The sequence below is a fragment of the Methanocella sp. genome, assembly GCF_035506375.1.
Taxonomy (GTDB): Archaea; Halobacteriota; Methanocellia; order Methanocellales; family Methanocellaceae; genus Methanocella.
Genome location: NZ_DATJPM010000027.1, coordinates 14,184 through 35,676, shown reverse-complemented (window position 1 = coordinate 35,676; position 21,493 = coordinate 14,184). Strand labels below are relative to the sequence as shown.

Below are 21,493 nucleotides of genomic sequence, written 5' to 3'. Positions count from 1 at the left end.
GATGTCGCACTTCTCGGAGATGATGAACTCGGCCTTTTGCAGGACGCGGATGGCCTGGTCGAGCAGCGTTTCTCGAGTCATAATGGCGAAAGTATTATATTATAACATTCAACTGTCTTTTTCCTAATATTAAAACATTTTCATTATGCTGTACGTGGGAATTGACGATACCGACTCGAAGCTGGGGATGTGCACGACATATCTAGCGGCCGTGCTGGCGGAGCGGCTGGCGCCTTTTGGCCTTCACGGGTACCCGAGGCTGGTCAGGCTCAACCCCAACATCAAGTACAAGACCAGGGGGAACGCCGCCCTGTGCCTCGTCCTGGAGCGCGGGCCTGTGGAAGAAGTGGAAAAGATCGCCGTAAAGGCCGTCGAAGAGTACGCCCGGTTCGAGGACGGGAACACCAACCCTGGCGTCGTCGTCCATGAGGGCGAGGTGCCCGATGACGTCAGGGCGTTCGCCCTGCGCGTCGTCCGGGACGTGGTGGACATTCCCGAGGCGCTTCTTCTTGCGAAGAAGCATGGCATGCGCGTGCGCCGCTTCAAGAACGGCCGCGGCGTCATCGGCGCCCTGGCCTCCATCGGGCTCGACCTGTATGACCATACATACGAGCTACTGGCATACCGCTTGCCGGAGAACTACGAGAAGCCCCGGCGGCTGGACCGCGAGTCCGTCTACCGCATGGACGCTGCCACGTACCCGGACACCTGGGACAACGTTGACCTGCGCAACAAGGTCGTCGTCTTCTCCCCGCACACCCCCGACCCCGTTTTATACGGCATCCGGGGCAACAGCCCCGAAGTACTGTTAAAAGCCCAAAAGATGCTCGTCACCGAGCCGGTGGAGCGGTCCCAGATCTTCATCACCAACCAGGGCACCGACATGCACCTCGTCGAGGCGAAGGTGGCCGACGTGCGGAACGACCGCTCCTACGTTTTGGAGGGCTTCGTCTGCGACGAGCCGCAGGCCATCGAGGGCGGCCACGTCTTTTTCGGCATCGAGCAGGCCGGGGCCTCCATCAAATGCGCCGCCTTCGAGCCGACGAAGAACTTTCGGGAGATCGTTAAACAGCTAATAAAAGGCGACGAGGTGAAGGCCTTCGGAAGCGTGAAGGGCGATACGGTGAACCTGGAAAAGCTCGAGGTCGTCAAGCTCGCCCAACTCGTAAAGACAAGCCCCCCGAAGTGTCCGGTTTGCGGTAAAAGCATGGAGTCCGTCGGCCGGAATAAGGGTTACCGGTGCCGGAAGTGCGGGGCCAGGCGGGCGTTGCCCATCTATGAAAAAGTAAAGCGCGATCTTGAACCGGGGTTGTATGAGGTGCCGCCGTCGGCGAGAAGGCACCTGGCAAAACAGATCATTAGAATTAAAGAGCCCTGGTGCCGGACGCACCCGGGCCGGTAAGAAATTTACTCTTCCTGGTGCACGAGCACGGTCAGCAGGTCCCTGTCCAGCAGGAGGCCGTCCAGCTTATTGTCCGCCGTGATAACGGGCACCTGCTCGATGCGGTTGCGGCGCATCTTCTTGGCGCAGTCGGAGACGGGCGTCTTGTGGAACGCGGTGATGACGTCCTTGACCATGACGTTCTTCACCGGGATATCCGGAAGCTTGATGCGAGAGACGCCGTAGTACAGGCTCATCGTATCCCGCATGCTCTCCCAGGTCCACTTGTCCTCGTCGCTGGCGGAGGACATGTCGGACCTCTCCACGGAGTCCTCGATGCGGCTCATGTTGATCAGGTCGGTGATGGTGATTATGCCCGTAAGCTCGCTCTTGCTGTTGAGCACGGGCAGCGCGTCGTGCTTGGAGAGCCTTATTATTTCGCTGACCACGCTGACGGGGGTGTCCTCCCAGACCGCGACGATGCCATTCTTTACGTATGTCTTGATCGGCGAAGTGATGTCCATCTGGCCGATGGCGCCCACGATGTCGGCCACGGTCACGATGCCTACCAGCTTATTCTTCACCACGACGGGCAGCCTGCGGAGGCCGGTCATTATGAGGATGCGGGCGGCCTCGGATATGGGCGCGTCCGGGGTTATGGTCACGGGGTCTCTGGTCATCAACAGCGCGATCTGCTCTTCGGTCGGATGCTTCAGCAGGTCGATGCGGGTGACGATGCCGAGAAGGGTACCATCCCTCACGACGGGCACGGCGGAGATACGCTCCTTCTGCATGAGATCGAGCACCTCGTCCCGGGAGCCGGGAATCTCGATGCTCTTGACACTTTTGATCATGATGTCGTCGACGGTCACAATTTGCTTCATAACATCCCTCGAAGATTATTTCATATTATTTAAATATTGGGTCTCACTTCTTGTCGCTCTTGATCACGAGCACGGGACAGCTGGCGATGCGGATGACCTTCTCGGCCGTGCTGCCTAAAAGGATCCTGTCTATGCCGCTTTTTCCCAGCGTGCCCATGACGATGAGCTCTACTCCGCTGTCGTTGGCGAACTTCGTTATCTCGGCGGCGGGGTTTCCCTCGAGCACGCGAGTCTCCACTTCGACCCCCTCCGGGGCCGCGTCTTTTACGGCCCGGACCGCGTCCTCGCCCTCGTCCTTAAGGAGCTGGTACATGTTCTCCCATGTGACGTCCATGGGAATGGAGGTGAAGGTCACGGTGTCGACTACGTACACCGCGTACACTTTCGAGCCCCGGTCCTTCGCGATCTTAAGGCCCATGTCCACGGCGTTCTGCGTCCGCTTCGAGCCGTCGGTCGCGATCAGAATTTTCTTGAAGAGTTCCGACATACTTTACCCTCGTGAATAAAATAGCCAATGTCGCCAGGCCCTGCGCGCCTGACTACGGTGCTTATGAGATTCTGCGAAGATTTAAATGTATCGGACTTCGCGTCGAAGACGATGAGGTCGGCGTCCATGCCGGGCAATATCGCCCCCTTTTTGAGCCCGGCCAGCCTCGCCCCGTTCAGCGTCGCCATCCGCAGCACGGAGGCATCGTCGTGAACGAGGAGCTTGTCCGTCCACTCCATCTCCCGGAACATGTCCGGCGAGTCCAGCATGACGTTGTCCGTCCCCAGGGCCAGCGTGACTCCGGCGTCATGCATCTTTTTCAGCGGCGGGAGCCCCACGCCCGTCATGGCGTTCGACCGCGGGCACGCCACCACGGGTATGCCCCGGTCGGCGGCCCGGCGGATATCGGAAGCAACGGCCTGCGCCATATGCACTAAGAAGTCAGGCATGATATCCATCGCAGTATCTATATCGTCTCTATTTAACTCGCCCGCGTGGATACCGATTATTTTGCCGGCTTTTTTCGTCTTTTCGGCGATATCCTCAGCGGCGCCCGGGGGGAGGTCCCTCGTGCTGCTGATGCCTATGCCGTCGGCCGCGGCGAGGACGGCCTCGACGGAATCTCCCGGGGCCGGGCGCCCCAGTATCGTGGCCCTCGGGCCGGCCACTTCCCGCAGGAGCCGGGCGCCTTCGGCGCCGCCCTCCCGGAAGTCGATGCAGTGGCAGGTGCCCGTCCGCCGCATGACCTCGAGCGAGGAGCGCATGCCGCCCGCGATGGCGCCGGCCCCGGCGGCGCTCAGTATCCGGTGCTTGAGGCCGCCGGGCGGGGCCACGAGCTCCACGAGCGGCATGAAAGGCGGGTCCTTCACGATGGAGTCGCCCAGATGCGTATGGGAGTTCACGAAGGCGGGGCAGACGATGCCCCGGATATCGGAGTCGCACCGCTCGAAGCCGACTTCACTGATCTTAGAGCCCGCGATGGCCACGTAGCCCTCCCGTGCCTCGAGCTCCTCTCCATAGATGAGCGTCCCCGATACGACGTATTCCCCGGACATGGTACGGATAAATGGCCCCCTGATAAAATAAAACTTCTCGGCCCGGTGAAAATTCGGCCATAAGCCTATGTATTGGAGGGCGGACGTAGCAACTTATTTATCATACTTCGTGTAATGGGTATAACGTCTGGAGGACACACTATGGCGAGAAAAGACACGAGCGGACTGATGTCGTCGGCCGGTATCATGCGCTATTTCGAGGCCGAGGAATCCGCGATCAAGTTAGACCCCCTGTTCGTCATCGTCTCGGCGATCATCTTCGGCGCCATCGTCTTGGGGCTAAACCTTTACTTCGGCAGGATCTGGTAACTAAGACCTTTTTGTTTTTACGGGCGCACCGCCCTCTTTTCCCCTTTTAGGCTCCGTCCTCTCGGGTGATTCTATGACAGTCTTCTTCTCTTCCGGGGGAACGTACTGTATGGGGGCATCCTTGATCTGCCGCCTGTCCGGGCCTGTCCTGCACGTCATCAGATTAAATTAATGCGGCCGTGCATAAAAACCTGCCCCGATAACTTTACATTTACCGGAGGCCCTATACGTTTGGATGCCCCTGGAAGAGTATACGGCGTTCGAGCGCGTCGAGGCGAAGTACGAGGTCGTCTTCATCGGCCGCTCCAACGTAGGCAAGTCGACGCTGATGCGGGAGCTGATCGGCCTTAAAGTGCGCGTCGGCAGGCGGCCCGGCGTCACGCTCCGCCCGAACTACTACAGCTTTGGCGATCTTTTAGTGACGGACATGCCCGGCTACGGGTACATGAAGAACGTGGACTATAAAAAACAGCACAGGATAAGAGACCTCATCGTCAGGTACTTCGAGGACAACGCGCCGAGAATAATTACCGCCGTCCAGGTCGTGGACGCCAAATCGTTCACCGAGGTCGTGGACCGGTGGGACGGCCGGGGCGAGGTGCCCATCGACCTCGAGCTCTTCCAGTTTTTAAGAGACCTGAACATCCCGGTCATCGTGGCCGTCAACAAGATGGACAACATCTACGACCGGGAAAAAAACATGGTGCTGGACGACATCGCCCTGCGCCTCGGGTTCAGCCCGCCATGGAGCGGCTGGATGGACCGACTCGCCCCCATATCGGCGAAAAAGGGGGACGTGGAGCACCTGCGCCGGCTCCTGAAGGATAAGCTGCGGGCCGTCGGGCGCCAGGACCTGGCGGGCTGCTTCTCGTAGCGCCTTGCTCCGGCCGATTTTACATTAATAGTCAATCTTTTTAAACTATCCCGCCGTTTATACAATAACAAACCGTGAGGTCCTGGTTATGAGTCTGAAGCCGAGGAGGATTCTGGGCACGCCCTACGCGAACGGGGCTAAGCTGCTGTTTTTAGGAGCGGGAGAGCTGGGAAAAGAGACGATGATCGAGGCCCAGCGCATGGGCATCGAGATCGTGGCGGTCGACCGGTACGCCAACTCGCCGGGCATGCAGGTGGCACATCGGTCTTACCCGATCAACATGAAAAGCGAGCGGGCGCTCATGGCCATTATGGCCCGCGAGAAGCCCGACGCTATCATACCCGAGATAGAGGCCATCAACATCGACACGCTCTTCAAGCTTGAAAAGGAGGGCTACTTCGTGGCGCCCTGCGCAGAGGCCGTGTGGACCGCCATGCATCGCGAGCGTCTCCGTGAGGCCATCGCCTCCACGGGGGCCAGGACGTCAAAGTACGAGTACGCTACCGATCTGGCCAGCTTTAAGAAGGCATGTGACAGTATTGGGTACCCGTGCGTGTCCAAGCCCATACAGTCGTCGAGCGGCAAGGGCTCATACTTCCTGAAGAGTAAGAAGGACGTCGAGAAGGCCTTCAAGGAAGCCGAAAAGGCCCGGGGCTCGTCCGCCAAGATCATCGTCGAGGAGTTCATCAGCTTCGACGTGGAGATCACGGAACTATCCGTAAAGTACGTCAACGAGAAGGGCAAGGACGAGAGCAAGTTCGTCCGGCCCCTGGGGCACTACCAGATCGAGGGGGATTACCATTCCTCGTGGCACCCCTGGATCGAGGGCGGCGATGAAAAGATGGTCAAAAAAATAGAGAAGCAGGTCTACGACTACTCGCAGCGCATCATGGACAGGCTGGGCGGCTATGGCCTCTTCGCCCACGAGATGTTCATCGACCTGAAGAACGGCAGGGTATACGCCAACGAGACGGCGTGCCGGCCCCACGACACGGGGTTAGTGACTCTCGCCTCTATGCCGCTGGGCTATTCTGAGTTCGCGCTCCACGCGAAAGCAGTTTTAGGCATCCCCATCAAGTGGCACGACCCCATCATCGAGCCCCGCTGTTCCGCCGCCTCGCACGTCATCATCTCTCATACCGAGGGCTGGTACCCGCAGTACAGCGTCGCCGGCGCGTACGACGACGACACGAGCGTCCTCATCTTCGGCAAGCCCGAAACGTATGCGGAGCGCCGGATGGGCGTTGTGCTCTCCTGCGGGAAGACCGTGGAGCAGGCCCGCCGCAAGGCGCAGGCCAGCGCCCATAAGGTCAGGATCGACGCCGGCCAGGGATGGAAGGCCCAGGAGATAACCGAAAAGCACTATTAGGAGGAGGCCCTATTACGGCTAAAAACGGTACAGAGGGATTCGGTGAGGATTACTGACGAGTGCGTGGGCTGCGGCCACTGTAAGGTGTTCTGCCCGGCCGGCGCCATCGAGACTTGCGGCGTGAGCCGGATCAACGATAAGTGCATCGAGTGCGGCAAGTGCAAGGGCTATTGCGCTATCGGGGCCATCACGGAGGAGCCATGAGGGTATCCATCATCGGCGCCGGCCTGGGCGGCCTGCTCGCGGGCGCCGCCCTCTCGAAGGAGCACGACGTCGACGTCTACGAGCGGCTCGATATCTACGGCGGCCGGTTCACCAATTTACCTTATAAGGGCTTCCAGCTCACCACGGGCGCCCTCCACATGATCCCACAAGGGCCGACCGGCCCGCTGGCCGAGCTCCTTAAGCAGGTCGGCGCCGGCGTGAATATCGTCAGGACCGATCCCATGGGCTGCTTCATGACGAAGGATAATGCCCAGATCTCTTTCTTTAATTTCAGGGAGCTTTTATCGTCCCGGGCCCAGGCCCGGATACCGGCCCTGATGGCGAAGATGCTCATCCCGAAGAAGGGCACCGTTTCGGACATGGTATGGGGCGACCCCGAGTGGCTGGCGCTTTCGGACAGCTGCTGCGGCTGGGCGCTCTCCACGCTGTCGGTGGACACCCCCGCGGCCGAGGCATCGGGCATCATCCGGCACGTCATCGGCGGCGGCCCCGGTAAGTACAACACTCCGGGCGTGCCCATGGGCGGATGCGGGGCCGTGGTCGATGCCCTGGCCGGCGTGGTGGAGAAGAACGGCGGTAAAATTCATTTAGGCTCGAAGGTCGACTCGGTCCTCGTGGAGGACGGGAAAGCGAAGGGCGTCGCCGTGGACGGCGAAAAGCGCGGGGCCGATATCGTCATATCGGACATCGGGCACCGGCTCACGGCGGGCATGTACGACGCCCGGTACCTCAACCCGAAGTACGCGGGCGTGCTTCAAAAGCTCCGGCCCTCGGAGGGCGTCAAGATCTGCCTGGCCGCGGAGGAGCCGCTCGTCGGCCACCCGGGCGTGGTCTTCACGCCCTACACGCAGCGGGTCAACGGCATGAACGAAGTGACGCACATCGACCCGTCGCTCGCCCCGGAGGGCATGCACCTTACCATGACGCACCAGGCGCTGCGCTCGGGCGACGTGGAAAACGAGATAAAGCTCGGCCTTCAGGACATCAGGAACATGTTCCAGGGCAAGAAATATTCAGTTCTTTTAGTACAAACATATAGGCGCGACTGGCCCGTGAACCGCATCGCCTCGGGCTTCGACCCCGGCAACCTGACGCCGGTGAAAGGCCTGTACGTCGTGGGCGACGGCGCCAAGGGCAGGGGCTACATCGAGGTCGAAGGCGTGGCGGCGGGCGTGAAGAACCTTCTCGACGCCCTGAAGGCCCGGAGCTGATGCCCGGCTTTTGCCCGGAGTGCGGTGACAGACGACGGCCGCCGACATACGGACCGGCAATCCCGGGGCCCACGCCTGGGACGTCATACATGAGCGAAATCGATCATAAGGGATATAAGCGTAGTAGTTCCGTGTTTGTTTAGTGGTCCTTTGCCCTATTTTCCACTTTCGTACAGCCCGTCGGTTTTTCAACACGAAAACACGAAAGACTTTTATATCCCACGTAAGGGGCACTAAAATCACTAAGTTCCATGCCTGGCGCTTAAAACACGAAACAACCTCCCGAATGGCACTAAAACACTAAAGGATTGAACCACGAGAACGGCATGAAATTTATGCTTTATTTTATATGCTTTCTCTAGTGTTTCAAGTTAATTTAGTGGGGTCCGTGCCCTTGGGAGGTTGTTTAGTGTTTTAACGTGAAAGCATCCACTTTAGTGCGGTTCGTGCCCCTTACGTGGGATAAAAAAATAATTTGTGTTTTCGTGTTGAAAAACCGGACAAATCATCGAACCACACAAACAAAGACAAACGATCACAAAACAAACGCGAAACCAATGAAGCGGAGAATAGCGCCAGGCCGGTCAGTCGCGGACCACCTGGAACGGCCCGATGTGATAGCCTTCAAGCGGGTATATATCGTATTTTTCATAATGCAGCGCTTCCGACGCATTTAGCTTTGTGGTCAATGCACTGATCACTTCGCGGCCATTATCGCCGATCGAGCTGTTATCTACCAGTATGAACGACCGGTCCGGCGTCGACTGATACCATCGCTCGTTCGCGAGCCAGACGTTGGGCTTCATGTCGTCACGGTAGAAGAACGTCGCCCTGACCGTGATGTCCTCCCCGGAAAGGTAAGTGAGTATATTCGAGTACCAGTACGAGCTATAGCCGAACGTCAGGTTATTCTGCTTCATGTAATCGATGAGGCCGTATTCCTGGGCATTCGGGGACGCGGCCGTCCCGCTCACGCTCGAATATCCATAAATGGCCGATATCAGGAGAAGCGACAGGGCCAGCGCACCGCATATCTTATCGTCCTTCCGGCAGGAGGCCGCGATGAGCATGAGCACGGCGAACGCCGTGAATGTCAGGTAGCGGGCGCTGCTTATGTCTATGGAGTAGTTCGATACCAGGAACATCGCGAACATGATGACCACTGACGCAAGCAGTATGCCATTGAAGAAACGATTTTGCCCGTTATGCAGGATATTCCAGGCCGAGTAAATTGCCAGGGCCGCGAAGGCCGCAAGGGACAGGGCCTCCAATATGCCAAAACCCGCAAACCCGTTGAAAACACTATAAAGTCCCTCGTTCAGCGTAAGCGCCAATGCCTTAAAGTAAAGCGGAAGGATCGTGGAAAAGATATTAGACGTCCCTTTACCGGTGACTACGTCCTGGACAACCCAGGTGTATACGAAATATGTCTTATAAATGTAAACTATCGCGGATACGGCTGCCATCAGCGCTACCACTATGTTCATGGTCCGGCTTTTTTCCTTAACTACGAGCAGGTACGCCAGTATTAAGGGCAGGATCAGCCACGGCAGTATGATCGTGTCGGATACGACCGTCAGGGCCGTGAGAACGATAAGCGCTATCACATATGGCCATTGTATGCTGGTATCGCGCACTTTCCTGCCCTTTTTTGTCTTTTGCTTTTTTTCGCCTTCTTTTTTATTAACATAGATGAGCAGGGCAAGGATAATGCCCAGGAAAACGACCGTCCCGGCATGCGAGGTCGGAAGCGAAAAAAACTGATACGCAATCGGCGGGACGTTAACGGCGAGGGCCGTGAACAGGAGGGCGTTTAGAGCCTCGCCCGTTATCATGAATACGATGTACGCGAGGACGCCCGCGCCCAGCGCGAACTCGATATAGGTCATCAGCTTGAGGGCGGCCGGGTCATAGTCCGTAAGGATCTGCGGGATGAGCTGGAACGGTAACAGCTCGGTGAAGAGAAACGTGTCCTGGGACGGCAGGTAGTAGCCGCTGAGGAAGTAGTTCTGGTGCTTCCATATGTCCATGGCCTCCAGCCCTTCGCCGACCATGTCGCTGTTCAGGCTCATGTTAATGGACAGTATAAGCTTTGTCCCGAGGCCGAACAATATGAACAGTACAAGCGCGACCGCAAAAGCTGTTCTCCACGTGATCTTTATCTTTTTTAAATCTTTTTCCTGCTCCAACCCGAGCCCACCCTCTCTAAAGTCTATAACCGCCGAGTCTAATGAAGCTTTCTGGGTGAGCTAATCTCAAAGTTTATATCTAAGATAGTCTATCTGTATTCGTCAGGTGCCCCTATAGGGTAGTGGATATCCTTGGAGCCTCCGGAGCTCTAGACCGGGGTTCGAATCCCCGTGGGGGCGCTAAACCGTGAAGGGTCGAATCCCCCATTTTGGGGGATTTTTGCTCGATGATGGGCGAAAAACACGTTATTTTTTCGTTGTTGTTATAGGGTGCCCACCAGGCGCTCGTGAAACAAACTCGTTTTAGGCTCCGTTTTCAGGGGTTTGCCGGATTGTCCAAATCATGCTATAATTTAGCATGCGGTAACATTTTTAATAATAAGTCCTTAGTGCTAATAAATAGCACGGTTGGAAAGTGATCGCCTAATAGTAGATTTAGTGAACCTATCAATATAAACTTTGGATGTCGTTCCCAAAAATAAAAAAAGTATGTTATAGGACACTATTAGCAGCCATTTACAGGGGGTGGGAACTGATGTATTTTTCTGATAACAGTAATGATTTTATACTTTAAAAAAAAGCACTTTTTATTATTTAATCATGGCAATAAAGGAGGAGCTTTTATTTCGGGGCAGACTATACAACTGGATCCGAAAATAGTCTGTAAGTATATTGATGATAGGCGTCAGGAGCTTGCAGAAGCCATCGTTGATCGCCAGTATCGTTTTCAGCCCGAATTCTGGGAGCCCTACGGCGAGCAGGGCCGCAGGCAGAGCGTCCTCGATGCAGGTTTTCACCTGTCATATCTGTCGGAGGCCATCAGCGCCTCCGACATCTCGTTGTTCACCGGGTATATTGCCTGGGTTAAAGTTCTGTTTAAAAGTTTAAAGTTCCCCACGGATATTATTGTTACGACGCTTAAGTGTGTCGGTAAAGTGCTGAACGAGCAGCTCCCCCAAGAGATGAGGCCGATCGTGAGCGAGTATATCGATGCGGGTCTCGATATGATCTCGAATGCACCGGACGCTCCGCCATCATTTCTCGACGATAAGGCCCCCCAGGGAGGTCTGGCTGGCGAGTACCTAAAGAGGCTTCTGGTAAACGACCGGCGGGGGGCTCTCCGGCTAATCATGGATGCGGTGGACAGCGGACTGAGTATTCGTGATATTTACCTGCAGGTATTCCAGCCGACCCAGTACGAGGTAGGCCGATTGTGGCAGACTAACCAGATCAGCGTGGCGCAGGAACACTATTGTACTGCAGCGACCCAGCTGATCATGGCCCAGCTGTACCCGAGGCTCTTTTCCGAAGAGAGGACAGGCCTCAAGCTCATAGCGGTGTGCGTTGAGGAAGAGCTGCACGAGCTGGGCATTCGCATGGTGGCCGACTTCTTTGAGATGGAGGGCTGGGACACGATCTATCTTGGAGCGAACACGCCGGCGAGGAGCGTTTTGCGGACACTTAAGGAAAACAAGGTGGATGTCCTGGCGATCTCGGCGACCATGACCTTTCACGTGAGCAAGGTGAAAGAGCTGATCGAGGCCGTCCGCAGCGACGAAGCGACCCGGCATATCAAGATCATCGTGGGAGGCTACCCGTTCAACAACTCTCCCGGATTGTGGCGACATGTAGGGGCCGACGGCTTTGCGGGTGATGCCCGGGAAGCCGTGGAGATCGCGAAGAAACTGGCAGGCACGTGAAAGTTGTGAGCGGACAGGATTTGGCATGGGACAAGCAGGAACAAAAGCCTGGTATTGCCCTTTTGTGCGATCCTCAAGGGACTATCCGGGAAGTCCTCTATGATACGCTCGGGGTCTCGGAATCGAAGCTCGTAGGGAAGCCCCTGACACAGTTAATCAACCGGGGAAGCCTGGACAAGCTGCTCAACTTTTTGGTCGAGCTTCGCAAGTATAACGCCACGTTCGACTGGGAGATGAACGTCCAGGTCAGGGATAAGATATTACCCTTACATTTTGTCGGCATCCTGAAGGGCGAGCAGATGCTTGTCGTGGGCGCGCAGGCATGTGAGGACATCCTCGCGCTGAACGAGGATATGCTGCTGATGGAGAACGAGGAGGTCAACGCGCTGCGTATGGCGATTAAGGATAAGAGCGCGTTTATCGCGGAGCACGTCCGGCGCGACGCGGACATATACGACGAGGTCAGTCGGCTGAATAACGAGCTAGTTGCTTTGCAGCGCGAGCTCGCGAAGAAGAACTTCGAGCTGGAACGGCTGAACAAGGGCTTTGACGAGGCACAGCGGCTTGCTGTGGTTGGGAGCTGGAACTGGGACTTAAAAAAGAACAGGATGACCTGTAGCGACGAGTTCTACCGGATACTGGGCCTGGCCCCGCGGAAATATTTCACCTACAAAGAGTATTTGGAGCTTGTCGACCCTGACGACAGGGTAGAGATCGATCGCCGGGTAAAAGCAGCGTTGAGTGGCGATGTGGCCTATAACAGTGAACACAGGATCATCCGACCTAATGGCGATAAACGCACCATTCACGCCCTGGGTCACGTCGTGTTCGATGAGCAGGGCGGGCCCGTTCGCTTTACAGGGACTATCCAAGACGTTTCCGAGCGCAAGCGGGCCGAGGAGGCGCAGGCAAGGCTGGCGGCCATCGTAGAATCGTCTAATGATGCGATCATCGGCAAGTCGTTGGACGGCGTCATCACGAGCTGGAACCGTGGTGCCGAACAACTTTATGGATATACGCAGGCAGAGGCCGTTGGGCAGCCGATCACTCTTATCGTGCCGGAGGATCGTTATGACGAGGAACGGAACATTCTCGAACAAATCCGGGGGGGCAGGCGCGTTGAGCATTACGAGACCGTGAGGGTGTCAAAAGACGGCCGTATTATCCCCTCATCTATCACTGTTTCGCCCATCTTCGACCCGGCAGGGCATATCACCGGCGCGTCGACCATTGCAAGGGACATCAGCGACCGCAAACAGGCGGAGGAAGCTCTATCCGATGCTAAGAGCCGGGCCGAGCTGTACCTGGATTTAATGGGCCACGATATCAACAACATGCACCAGATCGCTTTGGGGTACCTGGAACTGGCCCGGGACTTGATGCCCCACAAGGATGACCAGGCCGAGTTTTTGGATAAGCCGATCGAGGTGCTGCAGCGCTGCGCCATGCTCATCCAGAACGTGCGTAAGTTGCAGAAGCTTCAGGATAGCCTGTTCCAGACCCAGGACATCGATGTTTGCGGGTTGTTGGTGGATGTGCAGCGGGAGTTTGGCAGTGTGCCCCACAAGACCATCACGTTGAACTTGAACGGGTGCGAAGGTTGCCACGTCCACGCCAACGAGTTGTTGCACGACGTGTTCGCTAACTTGGTGAGCAACGCGATCAAGCATACGGGAAACAGGGCGGACATCGAAATCATATTGGATGTTTTTAGCGATGAGGGGGACAAGTATTGTCGGGTCAGGGTAGACGATAACGGGCCGGGCATCCCCGACGATTTCAAGCCCAAGATTTTCAATAGATTGTTGAAGGGCGATTCGAAGGTGAAGGGCATGGGCCTCGGATTGTACCTGGTGAAGTCGCTGGTGGACAGCTACGGCGGCCACGTCTGGGTCGAGAATCGCGTCGCGGGTGACCACTCGAAGGGCGCAAGGTTCGTGGTCATGCTGCCCGCGATCAACACTGACACATAATCTACATTTTACGTCACTATGTCCTCATTTCAGGATATTATTATATGTTTTAAATGCTTACATTTCTGTCGTTTAGATTTGAGCGGTTGTGGGCATGATTGGTAGATCTGACAATAAAAAATGGGTTAATGCATTTCGCATTGTCTGGTATTATAAACAGGTCGTCCATCGAGGCCTTATTATTTTATTGTTATTGATGCTTGTTCAGTCCCAATGTTTGATGGTATTTGCTCAGTCGAGTATTGAGAGCCCTGGTCTGTCGACTGATACGGTTATACTGCCAGGGTTGAACGATACTGTTGTGCTTCAGTCTTTTGTCGACGGGATAATGCAGCGGCAGATCGACGATCACCGGGCCCCCGGCGGCGTTGTAGCCATTGTAAAAAACGGGCGGCTCCTCTATGCTCAGGGCTATGGGTATGCGGATGTTGAAAATCGTACCCCTGTGATGGCAGACTCGACCTTGTTCCGGATTGGCTCTTGTTCGAAAGTTTTCACGGCCACCGCTGCTATGCAGCTTGTAGAGCAGGGCCGTCTCGGGCTGGATATGGACGTTAACGTATATCTCAAGGATTATAAGGTTCCGGACAGCGGCTATGGGCCGATCACGCTGCGGGAACTGATGGTTCACTCGGCTGGTTTTGAGGTACAGGATGCCTGTGGCAAGTCTCTCGTTATCGATCCCGCGAAGATGCCCTCACTACAGAACTATGTTTCACAGGATATGCCAGCCCGGGTAAGGCCTCCCGGCGAGGCGACCAGCTACTCGAACTATGGAGTGGCGCTAGAAGGGTATTTGATCCAGCAGGTTACGGGCGTCTCCTACGACCTGTATTTGGATCAGAATGTGTTCGCCCCGCTCGGGATGTATAACTCTACCTCAAGGCAACCTGTGCCGAACGACCTTGAAGTCCGCCTGGCCAAAGGATATACTTATTCCAGTAACGGTTACCATATGGGCAGCTTCGAGTATGTTGTGCCATCCCCAGCGGGATCAATCAGTGCAACGGCTACAGATTTAGCGCATTTCATGATAGCACGGCTGGATGGCGGCCAGTATGATAACAAGAGTATCCTTAACAGGAGCACTAATGCCCTGATGCTGACCCGGGAATATTCGAACGACCCCAGGCTGTATGGGATGGCCTATGGCATGGTCGAAACGGGCTTGAACGGAAAGCGGGCGCTCGTTAAGACAGGAGACACGCTCCTATTCCATAGCGAGATCTGCCTGCTGCCAGACGAAGACCTCGGAATCTTCGTCAGCTTTAATGGCGATGGCGGTGCACAAGCCTGCCAAAACGTCGTTCAAGGGCTATTCGACCGTTACTATCCAGCTAGCAATCTGCTTGTCCCCGTACCAATGGACGGGTATCAGGAACGGGCTCAAGGCTATGCGGGTACATATTATTCGACACGGACTGCCTACACGACTCTGGAGAAGATCGTCGGAGGGTTATCCCAGCAGTATGATGTTATGGCAAACCCGAATGGCTCTATTAGCATTTTGGGTCATACGTTCGTCGAAGTGGCACCGCTATACTTCGAAGAGCTGAACGGGACAAACCGGATGGTCTTCCGCGAGGATGCGAATGGCCGAATCCAGTACCTGTTCGTTGGCAGCGACCCCGAGGGCGGGTCGCTCGTGAAAGCGGACTGGTACCAGACGATGAGCTTCCATCTGGCACTGCTGGCCATCTGCATGCTCGTTTTCCTCTCGGCTTTGATCGCATGGCCCATATCCTGGCTTCTCCGCCGCAGGAAACATCGTGTACCCGACCGGACTCAGGCTGTTGCCCGCTGGATCGCAGCCATTGCAATCCTGCTTGACATTGGCTTGGTCATCGGCTTCCTGCTACTCCTGACAACGGCGTACAATGACATCGCCTATGGCGTCCCTCCGGTGTTGCTCATCGTTCTCACGTTGCCCATCCTGGCGGTGCTATTCACGATCGGGGCTATCAGCTTCACCGTTCTCGCGTGGATTCGACGATTCTGGAGCTTGCCAAGCCGGATACATTATATATTCGTAACGATCGCGCTAGTGGCCTTCCTGTGGTTTCTGAACTACTGGAACCTGCTCGGGTACAAGTTTTAAGTGCAAGCTGGTTCCGGGCGACCATACGAAGGACGCACGGTTCGTGGTCATGCTGCCTGCTATTAGCGACTAACTTTTATTACTCGTGGGAAATATTAATAATAAGTCCTTAGTGCTAATATATAGCACGGTTAAAGTATATGGTATTATTTTTAGTATTTATGACGATTCAAAACTTGGCCCTGTTGAGGCTCTGACTCGGGTTCGAATCCCGATCCGGGCGCTCTAAAACAAGGTTAGGCTCATCTATGGAGTGTACATATTTGTTTAAGGCCCGAAAAAATCTGAGCTTCGCCCCTTTAATACATTATAAAATCAAGATGGTTTAGCGGTTCAAATTTGGGTTGTCCCACTTTCTTTTTGGGGTATATGGTATCTTTTAATCTAGACATTTTCTAATTAAAATAGCTGGATATTAATCACTTCTCAACGGCTGGCAGCATGACCACGAACCTTGCGCCCTTCGTATGGTCACCGAATACTCGATCTTCCACCCACACCCTGCCGCCATAGCTATCCACGAGCGACTTGACCAGGTACAATCCAAGGCCCATACCCTTCGAATTATTCGTGCCCTTCAGCGTCCTGTCGAAAATTTTAGCCTTGAAATCGCCCGGGATACCCGGCCCATTGTCCTCGACAAACACCCGGCAATATCGACTGCCATTATCATTTATGACATCGAGGTCTATGACAATCTCCGCCCTGTCCCCGGTGTGCTTTATCGCGTTGCTCACCAGGTTGGCGAAGACATCGTGCAACAACTCGTTGGCCAGGACCAAGCATCGTTCACGCCCGTTGAAGTTAAGCATGACCGGCTTGCTGGGAACGGCTCCAAGCTCACGCTGCACGTCCGAGACCACCTTGCACACGTCCACAACCTGAGTCCGGAACACGCCGTCCCGGAGCTTTTGCAGCTTCCTCACGTTCCGGATGAGCTGCGTGCTCCGCCGTAGTACCTCCACTGACTTGTCAATGAACTCGGCCTGCTCCCCGCCCGCGGGCATGTCCCTCGCCAGTTCCAGATAGCCCAGGGCGATCTGGTGCATGTTATTGATGTCGTGGCCCATCAGGTCCAGGTATAATTCGGCCTGCGCCTTCTCGTTCTTCAACGCCTCCTCCGCGTTCTTGGCGTTCGTGATGTCGAAGAGCGTGGCGACGACCGACGGCTTCCCCTCGTAGTTGAAGAGTCCGGCGCTCAGGTTAACCCACTTCGTTTTACCATCCCTGGTGAGTATGCGGGTCTCGTAGTTGCTCGGCACGGCAACGCCGTCTAGCCTCTCCTTCGCGAGCCGCTTGATCAATTCCCTGGACTCGGGGGCGAATATCTCCCAATAAGCCATTTTCATTAACTCGTCCTTCGAGTACCCGGTGAGCACGGTCGCATGGTCGTTCACATACACGAATCTGCCCCCCCGGTGGACGGCGATCAACCCGAACGCCGTGTCCGCCAGCGTGCGGAACTTCTCCTCGCTCTCCCGCAGCGCCTCCTCCGCCCGCTTTCTACGGGTATTATCTATCAGGGTGATCACGGCGCCGGATATGCCGCCTTTACTATCCCTGATGGGGGCGGCGGAGGCGATGATCCATATCGGGCTCGTACCCTTCCGGCGGAACACCATCTCGACGTTGTTGACGGTCTCGCCGCGCAGCGCCCGGTAAGCGAGCATGTCCCCGGGCCTCAGCGGCGTGCCGTCGGGGAAGCGGGCCCCGAGCTGCGCGGTGCGGACCGCCATCGGCTTGCGGTAATCCCCGGGGGCGTACCCGAAGATCCGGAGGGCCTCGGCGTTCATGTACGTGATATTGCCGTCCTTATCGAGGACCATCATCGCATCGGCGATCGAGGCGACCAACGCATCCAGCTCGCCCGCGTGGTGTTCCGCCTTCGACAGCGCTTCCTGAAGCGCCTTTTCCATCCGCTTCCGGTCGGTGATGTCCCGGATATAAGCACAGTTTATCTCATTGCCTTCGTAGAAGAGGTAGTTCACGGTAATCTCGCCGGGGAAGAACGAGCCATCCTTCCTCATCAACCCGGCCTCCAAGGTGAACGAGCCCCGCTCTTTAACTTCTTTCCAGTGCTCGCCCCAGTTCTCATCGTTGAAAGAGTGGGCCACATCGGAGGCTTTCAAAGAGAGTAGTTCTTGCCGTGCATATCCCAGGGCCTTGCATGCCGCCTCGTTGGCGTAGACGATGCGGCCATCCTGCGCCACCCAGAGGGCGATGTCCGCAGCCCGGTCTATGGAGAACCGGGCGAGCCTCAGGTCTTTTTCCGCCAGCTTTCGCTCCGTGATGTCCTGGGCGATGCCGGACATTGTTTTTACCCTGCCGTCCGGGGCCCGGACGACGCTGTCAATATAAGTATGCAGGTAATGTACCGAGCCGTCCTGCCAAATGATTCGGAAATCGAGGCCTCCCCGCCGTCCCTCCGGCGCCGGCGACTCGAAGCTCTCCCTGAACCTTTCCAGGTCATCCGGGTGAATCAGTTGAAAAAGTAGGTCCTTTGTGGGCTCCACCGCCCCGGGCGTAAACCCGAAAATGCGGTACACTTCATCGGATATATCGAAATTTTCGGAATCAGGATCATAGGACCAGCTTCCAAGGCGACCAATTTCCTGGGCCTTAACAAGCTCGGCAAGGTTCTTGCTCAACGCCTCCTCGGCTCGCTTGCGCTCAGTGATGTCGCGGACATGCTCTATGACGCCGATGACGTTGCCGCCCTTGTCGAGCATCGGGAACGTGTAGAGCTCGACCCACCCCTCCGGCCCGCTCGCGCCCACCCGGGGGACCACTTCGCTCTGCATCGTCTTGCTTTTTATGGTACGCAGGCTCGGGCAACGTTCGCACGGCTCGGGCCGGCCGTGGTAGGCCTCGTAACACTTCTTGCCCACGAGGGGCATGTTGTGTGCATACCATTTTTCCATGGCATGGTTCACGCGGAGGACGTTCAGGTCCTTATCGAGCACGCTAATGCCGTCCTGGATAGACCTGAAGATGTTGTTCAGGAACTCCTCACTCTTCCGCAGCGCCTCCTCGGCCAGCCTGCGTTCGGAGATGTCCCTCACGAACGCGCACAGGTACTCCCGGCCGTGGAAGTCGAAGTGAGTCACCGAGACCTCTGTCCAGAAGAACTGTCCGTGCTTCGTCCGGTGCCACGTTTCGAACATTTTAAAGCCGTGCCTCTTCATGTACTGCCAGGCGTCCGCCCACTTATCCTTTGTTATGCTCAGGTCCACGTCCCACACGTGCATGGATAGCAGCTCCTCGCGGGTGTAGCCGAGCGACCTGCACTTGGCGTCGTTCACGTAATAAAAGTGGCCGTCCGGGCCGGCCAGGGACACGTCATTCTGCGTCTGGTCGAATATGTACCGCATCAGTTCCAGCGAGTCCTCGGCCCGCCCTTGCTTTGATCTGAACTCGTTTTCAAGGGCACGGATGCGGCCTTGAAGCTCGGCGATGGTCCTCTCCTTATCTTCGGCACCTTCACTACAATGCATACCTGACTCCACCGACACCGCTGCCATCCCCCGGTAAAAATAACCGGCAAAATGCTAATACCGGAAATGGAATCCCACATCTTAATATAAATATTTTGTAATAAAACAAAAGCTAATACGTCAAGCAACATTCCTATCATTTAACCATTTTAGCCTTGACCTCGTCATATAGCTTAAACTTCTTGCCCTCCCGCATGTTCTTCTGGATATACCACAGCGTAGACTTGTTGATGCCTAATTCCTTCCGCTGCTCGGGCGTTATGTTCATGATGAAGTCCCGGGTCTTGTTATCGTCGTTCCGCCTGATGGGGACGCCGGGCACGTTGAATTCCATATCTTACGACCTGTCACTGATGTAGTTGGCGAACGTTTTCATGTTGTCACCGAGCACATACTGGTAGACACGCTACTTACTATGTCTGATATAGCGTCCAACCTTGTTTCAGGCCACACCGTGGGGGCGTTTACTTTTTTAATGCAAATCTCCATTATGTCGGGCGCCTTATTCATTGTTTTTAGGTAGTGGTAACCTCGCCCGAGGCTTAGGTGGTAGACCTTTAAATCAACCCCCATTTATATATTAATAGTCAGGCGTTTGAATTTGCTCTGTCCCACTATATATCGGGGGTGGTTAGTCAGTTCATAGTTTTTGGACTTTTTCATTTAAGAATCGGCGGATAATACTTTATTTTGGTTCTCAGCGATTGGTGGATTTGATAACCTATATAAGCCATTATACTGGAATATACATTGTATGGCAACGTCTACCGGAGGCCCGTTTAACGGATGGCTGACGAGGTTCGAGTTCACGAAGGATAACCTGGTCAACTTTAGCGATGCCGTATTCGCCATCGCTATCACGTTGCTGGCCATCGACATAAAGCTCCCTGAAGGCATCGCGGGAGGCGAATACCTGCTTTCCGCGCTGTTGAACCTCTGGCCCAACTTTCTCAGTTATATCATCAGCTTCGGCCTCATCGCCGCGTACTGGTATAACTATCACAAGATCATCTACTATGCTCCGGAAGCGGACAATAATATGACTTTTTTGAACATCGTGTTCCTGTTCTTCGTCACGATCATGCCCTTCACGGCTTCGATGCTCAGCCGGTATGGCAACGAGAGTATTGCCGTGGTCCTGTACGCGGCCACGGTCGCGTTAGGCAGCGCGGTGTTATTCATGCTATGGAGGCACATCCTGCGGAAGTACTTGAGAGCTGAGAAGGCGTTAAACAAAAGATACTTTGATTACCTCTCCGTGCGTGCCCTGATTCCCGTCTTTGTCGCGCTCTTTTCCATGGTTCTTGCCATATTCAACCCATTAGTCGCCATAATTTTTCTCTTGCTGGATCCGATCTCGATCTGGCTCAGCCCAGTTTTCTTTTACTGGGTCCAGTCTCGATTTGGCTCGGCTCGAAATATTGAGTTGACGAAATAGCAAATAAAAAATTTTAAAATAATATTTTTCAATGGCCGGCGGCAGGGCCACGAACCGGGCGCCTTTCATGTGTCCGCCGGGCTTAGATCATATTTTCACGAGGATACTCAGGTAATTCTTTACCGTTTCCGCCTTCACGATATCCAACCTGTCAAGAACATACAGGCCGATGGAGCCGATCATGATGACGGCTACGATGACGACCACTGCGTATATGAGCAGATCGGAGTAGATTCCGATCGATTCCCAGTTCTCGCCCAGCGTATACCCCATGTAGGACAGGATGAGGCACCAGGGCAGGGCGCCGGCCAGCGTGCAGGCCATGAACTTGTAGAAGTCCATTTTGACCAGGCCCGCCGGGACGTTGACCACGGTGCGCACAACCGGCAGCATTCTGGTAAAGAAGACGGTGGACGCGCCGTACTTGCAGAACCACATCTCGGCCCGCGCCATCCTGTCGGGCGTGGCGCCGATGTACTTGCCATAACGGCCGACGAGCGGTTTGCCGCCCCATGCCCCGATGGCGTACCCGATGGCCGAGCCAAGGCCGGTGCCCATTGTCCCGACGGCGGCGGCCAGGATCCAGTTAATCTGGCCCGTCCAGGCAAGGTAGCCTGCGAAAGGCATGACGAGCTCGCTAGGGATGGGCAGGATAGGTATGCCAGAGCTCTCAATGATCATTAGGACGAATATACCCCCATAGCCCAGGGAGGATATCAGATCGGCGACATTGCCAGACAAGCCGGCCACTGCCGACATCGCTAAAAACATGCGCGACCCCCGAGGTGCAGGGCCTTTCGGCCCTG

Annotated in this window: 18 protein-coding genes and 1 tRNA gene; 11 read left to right on the top strand and 8 right to left on the bottom strand. The window is 55.7% G+C overall.

Features of this window, described 5'->3' with window-relative positions; translation table 11 throughout:
• Positions 1–145: 145 nt before the first annotated feature.
• Positions 146–1,402, top strand: coding sequence for a tRNA(Ile)(2)-agmatinylcytidine synthase (locus VMC84_RS03165; protein ID WP_325378062.1), 1,257 nt, complete (start codon positions 146–148; stop codon positions 1,400–1,402).
• Positions 1,403–1,407: 5 nt separating this feature from the next.
• On the opposite strand, the gene VMC84_RS03160 is transcribed toward VMC84_RS03165, so the two are convergent.
• The 3 genes from VMC84_RS03160 to VMC84_RS03150 are packed head-to-tail and all read right to left on the bottom strand — an operon-like array spanning position 1,408 to position 3,807.
• Positions 1,408–2,265: a CBS domain-containing protein gene (locus tag VMC84_RS03160; protein WP_325378060.1), complete on the bottom strand. Its 858-nt coding sequence runs from the start codon at positions 2,263–2,265 to the stop codon at positions 1,408–1,410.
• A gap of 43 nt (positions 2,266–2,308) precedes the next feature.
• Complete coding sequence (locus tag VMC84_RS03155; protein ID WP_325378058.1) at positions 2,309–2,752, bottom strand: universal stress protein; 444 nt, start codon at positions 2,750–2,752, stop codon at positions 2,309–2,311.
• Positions 2,725–3,807: an amidohydrolase family protein gene (locus VMC84_RS03150; RefSeq protein ID WP_325378056.1), complete on the bottom strand. Its 1,083-nt coding sequence runs from the start codon at positions 3,805–3,807 to the stop codon at positions 2,725–2,727. The genes VMC84_RS03155 and VMC84_RS03150 overlap by 28 nt, the downstream gene beginning before the upstream one ends.
• Before the next feature lie 141 nt (positions 3,808–3,948).
• On the opposite strand from VMC84_RS03150, the gene VMC84_RS03145 reads away from it, so the two are divergent.
• On the top strand, positions 3,949–4,116 hold the full coding sequence (locus tag VMC84_RS03145) for a preprotein translocase subunit Sec61beta (RefSeq protein WP_325378054.1): 168 nt from the start codon (positions 3,949–3,951) through the stop codon (positions 4,114–4,116).
• On the opposite strand, the gene VMC84_RS03140 is transcribed toward VMC84_RS03145, so the two are convergent.
• Positions 4,117–4,275, bottom strand: a complete 159-nt coding sequence (locus VMC84_RS03140) for a hypothetical protein (RefSeq protein WP_325378052.1) — start codon at positions 4,273–4,275, stop codon at positions 4,117–4,119.
• Between the two features lie 76 nt (positions 4,276–4,351).
• Here VMC84_RS03140 and engB point away from each other — a divergent pair, with 76 nt between their 5' ends.
• The 4 genes from engB (at position 4,352) to VMC84_RS03120 (ending at position 7,795) form a co-directional block, all read left to right on the top strand.
• Positions 4,352–4,990, top strand: a complete 639-nt coding sequence (gene engB / locus VMC84_RS03135) for a GTP-binding protein EngB (RefSeq protein ID WP_325378050.1) — start codon at positions 4,352–4,354, stop codon at positions 4,988–4,990.
• Between the two features lie 88 nt (positions 4,991–5,078).
• Positions 5,079–6,359 carry a formate-dependent phosphoribosylglycinamide formyltransferase gene (gene purT, locus VMC84_RS03130; protein ID WP_325378048.1) on the top strand — a complete coding sequence of 427 codons (1,281 nt, stop codon included), beginning with the start codon at positions 5,079–5,081 and terminating at the stop codon, positions 6,357–6,359.
• Positions 6,360–6,401: 42 nt separating this feature from the next.
• Positions 6,402–6,563: a 4Fe-4S binding protein gene (locus VMC84_RS03125; protein WP_325378046.1), complete on the top strand. Its 162-nt coding sequence runs from the start codon at positions 6,402–6,404 to the stop codon at positions 6,561–6,563.
• The gene (locus VMC84_RS03120) at positions 6,560–7,795 is read left to right on the top strand and encodes an NAD(P)/FAD-dependent oxidoreductase (protein ID WP_325378045.1); all 1,236 of its coding nucleotides are present in this window, start codon (positions 6,560–6,562) and stop codon (positions 7,793–7,795) included. The genes VMC84_RS03125 and VMC84_RS03120 overlap by 4 nt, the downstream gene beginning before the upstream one ends.
• A 584-nt stretch (positions 7,796–8,379) precedes the next feature.
• Here VMC84_RS03120 and VMC84_RS03115 read toward each other — a convergent pair.
• A complete protein-coding gene (locus VMC84_RS03115; RefSeq protein ID WP_325378043.1) occupies positions 8,380–9,984 on the bottom strand; it encodes a hypothetical protein in 1,605 nt (534 codons plus the stop codon).
• 108 nt (positions 9,985–10,092) lie between these two features.
• Here VMC84_RS03115 and VMC84_RS03110 point away from each other — a divergent pair.
• From VMC84_RS03110 to VMC84_RS03095, 4 genes are all read left to right on the top strand, one after another.
• Positions 10,093–10,164, top strand: a tRNA-Arg gene (locus VMC84_RS03110).
• A gap of 377 nt (positions 10,165–10,541) precedes the next feature.
• Positions 10,542–11,684, top strand: coding sequence for a cobalamin B12-binding domain-containing protein (locus tag VMC84_RS03105; protein WP_325378041.1), 1,143 nt, complete (start codon positions 10,542–10,544; stop codon positions 11,682–11,684).
• 5 nt (positions 11,685–11,689) lie between these two features.
• Positions 11,690–13,657, top strand: a complete 1,968-nt coding sequence (locus VMC84_RS03100; RefSeq protein ID WP_325378039.1) for a PAS domain S-box protein — start codon at positions 11,690–11,692, stop codon at positions 13,655–13,657.
• Positions 13,658–13,958: 301 nt separating this feature from the next.
• On the top strand, positions 13,959–15,755 hold the full coding sequence (locus VMC84_RS03095) for a serine hydrolase domain-containing protein (protein WP_325378037.1): 1,797 nt from the start codon (positions 13,959–13,961) through the stop codon (positions 15,753–15,755).
• 419 nt (positions 15,756–16,174) lie between these two features.
• Here the strand turns inward: VMC84_RS03095 and VMC84_RS03090 are convergent, their stop codons facing one another.
• Together VMC84_RS03090 and VMC84_RS03085 are read right to left on the bottom strand one after the other, a co-directional pair.
• Positions 16,175–19,276, bottom strand: a complete 3,102-nt coding sequence (locus VMC84_RS03090) for a PAS domain S-box protein (RefSeq protein WP_325378035.1) — start codon at positions 19,274–19,276, stop codon at positions 16,175–16,177.
• 109 nt (positions 19,277–19,385) lie between these two features.
• A complete protein-coding gene (locus VMC84_RS03085; protein WP_325378033.1) occupies positions 19,386–19,583 on the bottom strand; it encodes a hypothetical protein in 198 nt (65 codons plus the stop codon).
• 420 nt (positions 19,584–20,003) lie between these two features.
• Here VMC84_RS03085 and VMC84_RS03080 point away from each other — a divergent pair, with 420 nt between their 5' ends.
• Positions 20,004–20,687, top strand: coding sequence for a TMEM175 family protein (locus VMC84_RS03080; protein WP_325378031.1), 684 nt, complete (start codon positions 20,004–20,006; stop codon positions 20,685–20,687).
• Between the two features lie 87 nt (positions 20,688–20,774).
• Here VMC84_RS03080 and VMC84_RS03075 read toward each other — a convergent pair whose 3' ends face one another.
• Positions 20,775–21,458 carry a DedA family protein gene (locus VMC84_RS03075; RefSeq protein ID WP_325378029.1) on the bottom strand — a complete coding sequence of 228 codons (684 nt, stop codon included), beginning with the start codon at positions 21,456–21,458 and terminating at the stop codon, positions 20,775–20,777.
• Positions 21,459–21,493 lie beyond the last annotated feature (35 nt).